9 protein-coding genes and 1 pseudogene are annotated in these 11,706 nt (G+C 58.9%); all 10 read right to left on the bottom strand.

Features of this window, described 5'->3' with window-relative positions; all coding sequences use genetic code 11:
• Positions 1 to 111 precede the first annotated feature (111 nt).
• A complete protein-coding gene (locus tag AC1Q8Q_RS20320) occupies positions 112 to 1,551 on the bottom strand; it encodes an efflux transporter outer membrane subunit (RefSeq protein ID WP_020798489.1) in 1,440 nt (479 codons plus the stop codon).
• A 9-nt stretch (positions 1,552 to 1,560) separates the two neighbouring features.
• The gene (locus tag AC1Q8Q_RS20315; RefSeq protein WP_033040053.1) at positions 1,561 to 3,711 is read right to left on the bottom strand and encodes a glycosyltransferase family 2 protein; all 2,151 of its coding nucleotides are present in this window, start codon (positions 3,709 to 3,711) and stop codon (positions 1,561 to 1,563) included.
• A gap of 1 nt (position 3,712) precedes the next feature.
• A complete protein-coding gene (locus tag AC1Q8Q_RS20310; RefSeq protein WP_492615445.1) occupies positions 3,713 to 4,957 on the bottom strand; it encodes a hypothetical protein in 1,245 nt (414 codons plus the stop codon).
• Positions 4,954 to 6,159, bottom strand: a complete 1,206-nt coding sequence (locus AC1Q8Q_RS20305) for an HlyD family secretion protein (RefSeq protein ID WP_033040050.1) — start codon at positions 6,157 to 6,159, stop codon at positions 4,954 to 4,956. The genes AC1Q8Q_RS20310 and AC1Q8Q_RS20305 overlap by 4 nt, the downstream gene beginning before the upstream one ends.
• Before the next feature lie 665 nt (positions 6,160 to 6,824).
• Positions 6,825 to 7,214, bottom strand: coding sequence for a hypothetical protein (locus tag AC1Q8Q_RS20300; RefSeq protein WP_492615444.1), 390 nt, complete (start codon positions 7,212 to 7,214; stop codon positions 6,825 to 6,827).
• A 149-nt stretch (positions 7,215 to 7,363) separates the two neighbouring features.
• Positions 7,364 to 7,741, bottom strand: a complete 378-nt coding sequence (locus AC1Q8Q_RS20295; protein ID WP_033040761.1) for a hypothetical protein — start codon at positions 7,739 to 7,741, stop codon at positions 7,364 to 7,366.
• Positions 7,738 to 8,700, bottom strand: coding sequence for a hypothetical protein (locus AC1Q8Q_RS20290; RefSeq protein WP_492615447.1), 963 nt, complete (start codon positions 8,698 to 8,700; stop codon positions 7,738 to 7,740). The genes AC1Q8Q_RS20295 and AC1Q8Q_RS20290 overlap by 4 nt, the downstream gene beginning before the upstream one ends.
• A gap of 303 nt (positions 8,701 to 9,003) precedes the next feature.
• A pseudogene (locus AC1Q8Q_RS20285) lies at positions 9,004 to 9,069 on the bottom strand (PAAR domain-containing protein); the annotation flags it as partial.
• Positions 9,070 to 9,278: 209 nt separating this feature from the next.
• A complete protein-coding gene (locus tag AC1Q8Q_RS20280) occupies positions 9,279 to 9,764 on the bottom strand; it encodes a hypothetical protein (protein WP_050511576.1) in 486 nt (161 codons plus the stop codon).
• A gap of 232 nt (positions 9,765 to 9,996) precedes the next feature.
• Positions 9,997 to 11,460 carry a glyceraldehyde-3-phosphate dehydrogenase gene (locus tag AC1Q8Q_RS20275; RefSeq protein ID WP_168757540.1) on the bottom strand — a complete coding sequence of 488 codons (1,464 nt, stop codon included), beginning with the start codon at positions 11,458 to 11,460 and terminating at the stop codon, positions 9,997 to 9,999.
• Positions 11,461 to 11,706: the final 246 nt, after the last annotated feature.

Below are 11,706 nucleotides of genomic sequence, written 5' to 3'. Positions count from 1 at the left end.
CCCCCCCCCCCCCCCCCCCCCCCCCCCCCCCCCCCCCCCCCCCCCCCCCCCCCCCCCCCCCCCCCCCCCCCGCTCCCCCAAGGGATTTGTGGTGTGAGGGTATCGCGCGCCTCAACGATCCGCCATCTTCAACGATTGGCTCCACCCTCCCCCCAACGCCTTGTACAACGTCACCTGGTTGATCTCCCGCGCCAACTCCAGTTGCGCCCACTTCTGCTGCGCATCAAACAATGAGCGCTGGGCATCCATGGTAGAAAAATAGCTGTCCAGCCCCGACTCGAAACGCAGGCGAGACTGGCGGTAGGCTTCCTGATAATCCCCGACCAGTTTTTTCTGGAACTCGACCTGGGTGAGCATTTCCTGCCGGGCGTTCAAGGCATCGGCCGCTTCTCGAAATGCATTCTGCACCGTCGCTTCATAGGCCGCCGCCTGGCCGGCGAAGCGGGCATGACTGGCGTCCACTTGCGCCCGCCGCGCGCCCCCGTCGATCAAGGGCAACGAGCCGGCCAGCGCCACCGACCAGAACTCGGCCGGACCACTGAGCAATTGGGAAAACTCCCCGGTCAGGCTGCCCAGCGCCGACGTCAGGGAAAAAGTCGGGAAGTACGCCGTACGGGCCGCGCCGATATCCGCGTTGGCTGCACGCAACTGCGCCTCGGCCGACATGATGTCGGGCCGTCGCTCAACCAGCGCCGAAGGCAAACCCGCCGGCACGTCCAGGGTCGCCAACTGCTCACCCAGCGCGCCGGTCGGCAGCAACCCCACCGGTACCGGTTGCCCCACCAGCACCCGCAGCGCGTTCATGTCCTGCGCCACTTGCATGCGATAGGTGTTGACCTGCACCGCCGCCGTGTTGGTTTGTGCATCTGCCTGGTGGACATCGATCCGCGCACTGGAACCGAGGTTATAACTCTTGCGCAACAGCTGCCCGTAGCGGTCCTGGGATTGCCAGGTGTTCTGCGCAAGGTCGAGCAAATGCTGATTGGCCTTGAGGCTCAACCAGGTGCTGGCAACTTCGCCGATCAGCGCCAGCCGCGCCGTTTGGTAATCCGCCTCGGACGCTTCGAACCGTGCCCCCGCGGCATTACGCTGGCTGCGGATACGCCCGAACAAGTCCAACTCGTAGGAGGTAAAGCCGGCCGTTGCCTGATAGGTGTTGGCGATGCTGCCCGCCGTATCGCCGCCTCCCGGTGTGCGCACCAATGGCGGTAACTTGCTGCGACCGGCGTAAGTGTCGATGCCGATCGTAGGAAAAAGCCCTGAGCGCGCACTGTCATACCCGGCCCGCGCCTCCTCGACGCTGGCCGCGAACTGTCGCAGGCTGCGGTTGTTGGCCAGGGCCATGTCAATCAACTGGCGCAGGCGCTCGTCGACCACAAAACCGCGCCAATCCTTATCGAACGCCTGCTTGCCGTTACAGCATTCACCGGCCGTGTTCGCCGGCCACTGCTGGTCGATCGGTGCCTCGGGTTTCTCGTAGGTCGGTTCCAGCGAGCAACCGCCAAGCAAAAACAAGGTCATGAAACATGAGGTGGGTAGGCAATGGTTCATGGCGCGCACCTAAAAACGTTGGCCGAGCAAAGCTCGCAAGGGGGAAAGAAGCAACGACCACAGACCCGACCGCTCGACACTGATGTGCGGCACAGCCGGTTTGCGCGAAGGAACACTGATCGGCCGCCAACGAGGCGGCGAGACATGGCTCGGCGTCTTGAGCGGCTTGATGGAACGCGGCGCCAGACTTTTTTCGCCCAGTAGCGAGCGCTGCAGCAAAGTGCCAAAGGCCTGTGCCGGCTCGGCCTTGCTGACGACATTGATGGTCGCGTCGCTGAACAACCGCGCGATCAGGCGCTGGCGCACCCCTTCATCAAGGTCGGCGAAACGCAGGCCCAATTGGTCCTCGCCGTGATTGCGCATGACTTCGACATCGAGCCAACCCAGCTTGTCGATCCAGATCTGACCGCACAGCCCCGGCTTGATCGAGGCAGCGAAGGCGCAATTGAGCGACGCGCCACTAAGGGAAATATCCACCAGGCGCCCCGCCAGGACCTTGCCGCCGAAACGAAACCCGGTGGGTTTATCGAATGGAAAGCGCTCTTCGCCATGCAAGCGTGGGCGGTCGACACAGGCCACCAGGGTCGCGAGGTTGTACACCAGCGCAACCACCGTCCAGCAGAGATTGAACAGCATGTTGCCGTCGAACGAGGCAGCCGTGCTGATGGCGATATAGGCGCCAAACTGCGAAAGCAAGGTCAAGGCCAGGAAGAACCCGAACAGCTTCCAATGCACCATGGTTTTCGTCCGGTCGAGGCCCTTGGCGGTGACTTTGAACGGGCGCCCGAACGGTCGGATCATGGCGCTGGCGATGGTGGCAGTGACCGCCAGCGAGGCAACGATCTGCGTGACCTCGGTAAAAATCGGCAAGGTCCGCCGGTCCGTCACCCAGGTCCCATAGCCCCAGAACGCAATCAGCGCCGGCATGCCGAACGCCAGGAAATCCAGCGGATTGGCGTAGAACCCAGCGATGCCGAAGTACCAGTACAGCACCGGCGACACCAGCATCATCAAAATGAAGGGTTTGGAAAACCAGTGCATCAGCCCATGGATATAGTGCAGCCGGTCATTGAGCGTGTAGCCGCTGCCGCGCAACGGCCCCTCCTTGAGCAATGCCACCTGGATCGTGCCCAGGCACCAGCGCCCACGTTGATTGATGTACTCGGTCAAGCCTTCGGCAGACAAACCAATGGACAGACGCTCATTCAACCAGCGGGTGACATAGCCTTTTTGCAACAAACGGTAAGTGGTGTAGATGTCTTCGCACACCGAGCCTGTAGGAAAACCGCCGATTTCGGTAATCAGATCGCGCCGCACTACGAAGGACGTGCCAACACAAAACGCCGCATCCCAGCCATCCTTCGCCGGCTGGAACACATCGAAGAACACCCGTTGCTCATCCACCCAACAGGCCGACGTGCCGAGGTTGTGCTGGATCGGATCGGGGTTGTAGTAGAACTGTGGCGTCTGCACCAGGCCGACCCTGGGGTCGTCGAACAGCCCCAGGGTGCGCAAGAGGATCGGCTGCTGCGGCGCAAAGTCGGCATCGAGCACGAGGATGTACGGCGCATTGCTGAGGGCCGCCGACTGACGCAGACCGTTGTTGAGGTTGCCGGCCTTGGCGTGGGAGTTGTCGGGGCGCCGCGCGTACTGCACGCCCATTTGCGCACAGTAGTCGCGCAGCCAGTCGCGGCGGGTGTCGTCGAGTACCCAGATGGTGAAGTTCGGGTAGTCGATGGCCTGGGCGGCAATAATGGTTTTTTCGAGGATTTCCAGGCCTTCGTTGTAGGTGGCGATGAAGATGTCCACCGCAGGGACCGCGCTGCCTTGCTCTCTGAGCCGGCGTTCACCGGCATCGGCATCTGTGCGGTGATCCGTCCGACAGAGCATCACGACAATGGAAAACAGCGTGTAACCAATCGCCAGCATCTCGAAGAACAGGAAGGTGTAAGCCCACACCGTAGCGAATCCGGAATGCCCATCGGGCAAGGTGTCGCGAATCCGCCAGGCCGCATAATTGATCAGCAGGAAGGCGGTGATGGCACCGAAACCGACCCGCGCGGCCCATTGATCACGGTGGGTCAGGCAGGTGAACAGAATCACCGCTGCCAGCGTCCAGAAATTGATTTGCAGCAGTTGCAGCGAGTCCAGTGCCTGCATGTCAGTCAGCCTCTCGCAAACCGGTAAAGGGATTGACGCCGGTGGCGGCAATCGCCGCCCACGCTGTAGCGCCCAGGTGAGGCAGGTGGTAGTAGAAAAAATCGTTGCTGACCGAGTCCGGGCCTATGGCCAGCCCGGTACTGATGCGTTCTGCCGGTGTTGCGAACAGCCAGCCGTTGCCGGCCTGCTGGGCCAGCAGCACGCGCCACAACGGTTGCGCCTTGTCACTGAGCCCGCTCAAGCGCGCCACGGCGGCGGCCTGGGCGGTGCCCTCGGTCCACAGGCCATCGGGGTCGCGGTTGAAACCGTAACCTTCGCCGGCACGGTGAGCGCGGTCGATGAAGGCGAAAACGCGCCGCCAGTCCTTGGGTGGCTCATGCAGGGCGATCAACGGCCAGATCTGCGCATCCAGCCCCGAGCGCACGCGGTCCGAGGTCTGGCCGTCCGCGCCCGTGCCGATCAGGAAACGCCCTTCCCCTGCGTCCCATTGGCTGGAGACAAACTGCCGGGCAATTTGCGCTTGCTTTGCCGCCTCCTGATTTGGGGCCACCGCGTCGAGTGCCGACCACGCCGCCGCGAGGTCGACATTGTGCTCGGTGGATTTCCAGTTCTGCTGGACCTGCTTGTCAAAGTACCCGTAATAGCCACCACTGAATCCGGCGGGCGCTTGCCCGTCGTAGGTGTTTTGCTGCGACCAGTGCAGGGCTTTTCGCGCGGCTTCCAGGTAGGACGCCTCACCGCTCTGGCGAAATGCTTCCAGCAGCGCCAATGCCGCCCAGGCTTGATTGCCGGTGGCGCTGCTGACTTGATAGGCGTCCTGGTTCCAGGCATTGCGCTCGACACTCCAATAGCCCGGCAACTTCATCGACGGCGCCGCCACCGGGCCGGCGGCGTAGGCGTTGCGCAGGCGTCCGTCCCGGTACTCCGGGTCATGGCCTGTGGCGAACGCCAATGCATCGGCGATCCGCCGCGCCGACCCGGCCTTGCCGCAGGCAAACAAGGCAATGCTCGCCAGTGCGTTGTCGTAGGTGAACGCCACGCCGCGCAACGCCAGGATCGGCGCAGGCTGGCCATCCAGCGGCGGATAACTGGCTACAAGCACCGGCCCCGCCGGCTGCGATGTCACGGCCTGATCCAGCGCCGCACAGGTCATTGCCGCCAGTTGCGGTTGGGCTTGTGCAGCCCATCCGCTTGCCGTGCCGATCATCAACATCAGCCCCACCATCGCTCGCAATACAATGCTCATGGCCGCGACACCTCGGCACTGGCCCACAACCCCGGGTTGCAGGTCATGGCGCGCTGGCTGTCCGTGAGGTCAGCGGCAAAGGTGCCGACCACGTACACGGAATTTTGCTCGGCATAGGGAAACGGCACGCTGTAGGTATTGGCGCGGATATCCGAGGCGCTGGACAACAACTGCACCACACTGGCCTTGAGGGGCTGGTCGAGGCCGCGAATTTTCACGGTGAGCACGCTGTCGCGGTCGATCTTGCTGGCCATGCGCTCGGGGAACACCGCGATCACATAGCTCTGCGCGCAATCGGTGGCCCGCAGCAAGGTCGAACCGGCCTGCACCAGCGTGCCTTGGGGCGCCAGCAGTTCCTGGACAGTACCGGGCGAATACGCCACGACGTCGTAGCCGGCCATCATCCGGACGCGGTTCTGCTCGGTTTCGATCAGTTGGTTGAGATTGTCGAGTTCCTGTTGATAGGTCACCCGGTTGCGCGCCTGATTCTCCAGGCTGAGTTTCAGCGTGGTCATTTGCGCGCTGAGATCGAACATGCGCAGTTGATCGGGATCGAGGTACACCTGTTTATTGGCGGCACTGACGTCACCATCGGTGATCCGCAACTGCGAACGGACCGACTCGGCCGCGCCTTGCAACGAAGCCAGCTGCGCTTTCGACGAAGCCACCACCGCACCACTGACCGCCCCTTGGACGAACAACTCGAGATTGCGCTCGACCGTTTCCTGGGCATCGATCAACCGCGCGCTGGCGGCACTGTTCTCGGCTTTCAAGGCTTTTTGCGTGTAAAGCTGGCGGGTGTGAAACGCGGCCTGGTAACGCTGGCTGGTTTTCTCCAGCTCCTCGTAATAACGCTGATCGTGCTCGGCCTGGCTGGCCGAAGACGACAGCTGTTGCTCCAGGGTCAGGCGCCGGGTTTGCAGGGTCAGCAAGGTTTCCTGGTTCGCCCGCGGGTTTTCCACCACGGCAATCTTCTGGCCCTGGCTAAACGTCACCCCGGGCTTGACCGCCAGGGAACTCACCACGCCATCGATCGGCGTGGTCAACAGAATCACCGGCGCATTCAAAATCGCCCGGGTGGCAGAGGCTGATACCAATGGCATGAGCAAGGTCGATAGCAACAGCCAGACGATAAACCCCAGCACCCCCAATCCCACCAGGCGCGGTAACAGCGATAACAACTTCGAGCGTTCTTGCGCCATGTTCAACTCTCCCGATAGACCAACCGCATAACAGCCAGGCAATAGCAGGCCTGACTGCGAAAACACTTTTGGCAGGGTGAGCAAAACGTAAGGGATCTTTGCACGGCAATTAAGCCGACGCTGATTGATATGATTTTTATTGTGAGGTGAGCGGGAATGGGATTCCCGTCTTTTTGGAGAGTTGCTGTGGAGCGTGACTTTCGTGTTGCCCGAGGCAGAGCGGGCGGTGTCATTGGCGACACTAGATTCAGTGCCTTGGGGTGTCAAGTAAATGAATGGAGCAATTAAATGGCGTCAAATATGTAGCGGCCCGATGATTGGATCCACATAAGCCGTTTCAGCTGAGTTGATTGCCAAGCTGTTATTTTTACTAGTGATTTTTATTTTTTATTGCGAAATGAACTTTGTATCGATTTCTAGATAATTCTTAAATTTTTAGTGGAGAGATTAAAACGATATAAGTCACCCGTGATCGGCTTGTAGAACAACCTGTATTCAGGCGTTGGTGCGTTTAAGGGAATCAAGTACAAATGAAAACGGCACCTTATGGTGCCGTTCACATTTCTGCGCTTATTGGCTTGGCGAACAGATCTCCCCTGGGACACGCCAGATTTTTACTGAAATTTACCTGGGCCGATTCCAGCATGGGATGGCCAAGCATTAAATTACCTAAGCTCCACTAGTGCGAACGCAATCGCTCCCCAAACCACAATGACGCACATCAGAATGGCCTTCGCTTTTAGCAGTCGCTTCAAGCTCAAAGGGAAGTTACGGAAATCATCAGGATCAAGATCCCCTGCACGAAGTCTCGGCCCGGGCCACATCACCACAAAGGTAATCTTTGCAACTAACATCATCCGACTCAGCCATCCGCCTTGCATCAATCCTGCAGCGCTAATAACGATATCGCGACTACCGCTCAAGGCCTCAACAAGGCGCTCCAAGTGACAGCGACTCAAGTACAGACTGTAAAAGAAGCTCACGTAACTCAGTAGGATTGGGCCACCAACAACAATGATTGCAACCCAGGGAGACCAGGTATCAATACTGGTCATGGCTGTATAGATTCAAAAAACTTCTCGCCTACGCATTCTCCTACCTTACCGCCAGCAATCGTCCCCCCCCAACGCGCCAACCCCAACTATTGCTGCGACACAAACGACACCACCTATACCTGTAGAGACTGGAATATCCACCAAGCTCCTTATATTTTTACCAGTAAGCATGCAACCACCAGCCAAATTGCACCACCAACCAGTATCACCGCATCAACTTGCAGAAGTCGTTTTAGATATGGAGGAAAGTTTTCAATATCGACAGGGTCCAGTTCACCGAGGCGGATTGACGTTTTTGGCATCATTACCACTCCGGTAATTTTGGTCACTAAGAGAAAGCACCCAAACCAACCCTGTTTCCGCAGACCTGGCCCCCAAATATAGATACAACGACTGTTCTTCAAAGCCTCCATCATGGCATCCAGGTGACGTCCCAGGTATAGGGCGTACGCGAAACTCACAAATCCCAGCAGTATTGGCCCGCCATTGAAAATCAGAACCGCCCAGACAGGCCAACTGCTGTTCATGGCTGCATAGCCTCATACAGTGTCTCACCGATGACCTCTCCCCTTTCACCTCCATCGGTCGTACCCACCCAAGCCCCAACACCTATAAGCGTAGCGACGCAGACAACCCCTCCAATACCTGCAGTGACTCCAAGTGCCAGGCAGATTGGACCACTGGCAACCAGGCCTAGCCGTGCGCCCAGAATGCCGCCACCGGTGGACCCTAGAAATTTCCCCCCTTCAGTAAACTTAACCTTCTCGCAAGCAGCGCCAGAATCCCCGACACAAACCGCCTGTATGGCCAACAATGAAGAAACCCCGCCAATTCCTATACCGATGTATCCACCAGTGCTCATGTACTTGGCAGCCCGACTGACCGCATTCACATGAGTCGCATAACCCGGTATCTGCCCAGGCGCCCCGGCCTTGTCCCAGTGGTGCACCAGGCTACGACTGGAAATGCCGAGGGCAGTCTTCAATTTGGGATGATCACCCAATGTGGTCACCCCACGAAGGCGCGTGGAATTCAGTAGATGGGCTTCCAGCTGGGCGAGCAGGCGCTGGCGCTCGGCGAAGAATTGCGGTGATTTAAGATGGCCGTGTTGGCGATAGGTTGCTTGATGCAGACGTTCCATCGCTTGAAGGGTGTCACGCAGTCGGGAAAGGTGTTTTTCCATCACCGCCGAACTGACACCGAGCCAGGTCGAAGTCTCGCCGGTAAAACTGGCGATTTCGGCGCCGTGGCGAAACATGAATTCCGCTTCTGCTGGCGTCAGGGGATCGAGGGCTGCCTTGACCTGTTGAGCGGTTTGCATGAGTTGGGCTTCCTGGTAGGTACAGGAAGTGTTGCTCGGATCGCTCAGCACGATCATTGAACCGGCTTTGAGGTCGCTTCGATCAGGGTTGAGCGCCTGGAACTTGCTCATGGTCGCGTGTTGGCGCGAGGGGAAAAGCGTGGCTTCCAGTTGTTCGCGGGTCATGCTGTTGGGGACAACGTAGAATCCGGGTTCCGGTAGGTCTGCTTTGTTGAATGCGGCTGGAGCCGGATGACTTGAAGGGGCGAATCCGGATTGACGTGGCACTGCCGGCTGAGTGCTAGCGACGGGGGCGGTCGGCTCAGCCGATTTTCTGGACACCGGCGGTGCAGCATCCGCTTTCGTGTAAGTTGCCGTGAGCACCGAGGGGATCAGACCGGCTCTACAAGGGCAGTTACTGTAGCTATCCAAGGTGCCAGCCATGGGCCTTCCATGACTGGTCATGTACGAGATGCCACCGACGATCCGATAGGTCTTTCTGTCCTTTCCACAGGTGACTCGATCACCATCGCAGGCGTGGGCAACGCCATACATCATGATCCGGGTGTCACCATCGAGAACTGTGCCGCCACAGGTGGTTCGGTCATTCAAACCGATGAAATGTCCTTCTCTCATTGAACTTCTTCTCCATGACTTCCGGTAGAGTCCAGAAGGTTTACGACGAGGGGTTGCTACCGTCAGCTGCGTCAGCATTCAAGCAACGCCGCACTGAGACGGCCGTGGGCAGCGCCAGACTTGATCGTTCAGTGCGCGATAGCTGGCAGGAAATCTTCGACCATCGAGACACCTTCGCGCGCAATAAATACGTAGCCGCCCTGTGGCGTATTGATGATCTCGTCGCCATTGCTGAGCACGCTGCCGACCAGCGCCACATCATTGTTGGCTTGCCCGGCACCTGTGATGATCTGCGCCGTACTGCCATCGGCATACCTGACGTAGTCGCCTTTGAGCGCTACGCGCACCGACAACCCACTTTCCAACTTGAAGGCCAGCGGCCCTGTCCCTTGCTGAATCACCCCACCTTTACGAGTCTGGCTGCCCTCGGCGGCGCACCGGAAGATGGCGATGGCGGGATGAGTGTCGATGTACGTCTGCTGATGACGAACAGCCACTTGGGCTTGCTCATGGAATTGCTCAATTTGCTGCTCAGTGAAGTGCGGGGTGTCCAGGCTGCGGAGGTACTCTGGGGAAACGTCGTTGGTATACGAAGGCTGCAAGGGTGCATTCATTTCAAACTCCTTATCATTGGAAGGGTGTTCAGAAATAATGCAGCGGACGCTAACAGCGTTGCGAGCCTCACGGCAGGGTCAAAAAGACGATTCAGAAGTTTCGCCGAAAGAAACAATCCTTTTCCTACAAGAGTCTTTCTAAAGAGCATTTATTCCGTAAGAAAAAGTCTTCACGCACAAACAAAAACGCCCCGACCAAGGTCGGGGCGTTTTCACGTGCAGCTAAAGGAGCTTAGCGCGGGAAAGCTGGCGGGTTTACACCGGCCATGTCTTCCATCACGCGAACCACCTGGCAGCTGTAACCGAATTCGTTGTCGTACCAAACGTACAGTACAACGCGGTTATCCTGGGTGATGGTCGCTTCAGCGTCCACGACGCCTGCGTGGCGCGAGCCAACGAAGTCGGTGGAAACCACTTCCTGCGAATTGACGTAGTCGATCTGCTTGTGCAGGTCCGAGTGCATGGCCATCTGGCGCAGGTACTCGTTGATCTCTTCGCGGGTGGTGGCCTTTTCCAGGTTCAGGTTCAGGATGGCCATCGACACGTTTGGCGTAGGAACGCGAATCGCGTTGCCGGTCAGCTTGCCCTTGAGCACTGGCAGTGCCTTGGCGGCTGCGGTGGCGGCACCGGTCTCGGTGATTACCATGTTCAGCGGCGCGGCGCGGCCACGACGGCTGCCCTTGTGGAAGTTGTCGATCAGGTTCTGGTCGTTGGTGAACGAGTGAACGGTTTCGACGTGGCCGTTGACGATGCCGAACTTGTCATTCACAGCCTTCAGCACCGGCACGATGGCGTTGGTGGTGCAGGAAGCGGCCGAGATGATCTTGTCGTCAGGGCTGATGTCGCCATGGTTGATGCCGTGCACGATGTTCTTCAGCGCGCCCTTGCCAGGTGCGGTGAGGATCACGCGGCCAGCGCCCGGGCAGGCCAGGTGCTGGCCCAGGCCGTCGGCGTCACGCCATACACCGGTGTTGTCGACGATCAGTGCGTTCTCGATGCCGTACTGGGTGTAGTCGACTTCGGTCGGGCTCTTGGCGTAGATAACCTGGATCAGGTTGCCGTTGGCGGTGATGGTGTTGTTGGCTTCATCGATGGTAATGGTGCCATCGAACGGGCCATGAACCGAGTCGCGACGCAGCAGGCTGGCACGCTTGACCAGGTCGTTCTCGGCGCCCTTGCGCACGACGATGGCGCGCAGGCGCAGGCCGTCGCCGCCACCGGTTTTTTCGATCAGGATGCGCGCCAGCAGACGGCCGATACGACCGAAGCCGTACAGGACAACGTCGGTGCCTTTGCGGGCGGAAGCGTTCTGCTGGCCAACCACGTCGGCCAGTTCTTCACGCACGAACTGCTCGGCAGTACGGCCATTGCCTTCAGCCTTGAACTTGGCTGCCAGCTTGCCCAGGTCTACCGAAGCGGCACCGAGCTTGAGCTCGCTCATCGCCTTGAGCAGCGGGAATGTTTCGTGGACGGACAGCTCGGTATCGTCGGTTTGACGGTGACGAGCAAAGCGGTGAGCTTTGAGAATCGCAATGACTGAACGATTGATCAGGCTGCGGCCATAGATCGAGCTCACCACATTGTTATTGCGGTAAAGCTGACCGATAAGCGGAATCATCGCTTCTGCGAGTGCTTCACGGTCGATCCATTCACCAAGACACTGGTCGGGCTTCTGAGTCACGGGAACCTTCCACATGTAGGGGCAGAAAAAAGGGGCTACATTATGCCGCCGCGCGCCTCGTGTAGCAATGCGCGCTTGTCGCACCGCCAGTAACAAAATCCCTTTCAAAAAAATCGCGCACCGCTGAAACCCAATGAAACCGGGGCCTCCAGCTTCGTCAATTTTTTGGGGACAGCGCAACCTTATCCGTAACCATCCGTAACACCGGTTGGTTTTGCCACTACATAATCGCTAATTTCCGGTAAAAAACACCGCGATTTT

This window comes from Pseudomonas sp. GW823-FHT06B06, from assembly GCF_058795195.1.
This window is presented reverse-complemented; position numbering and strand designations above follow the sequence as displayed.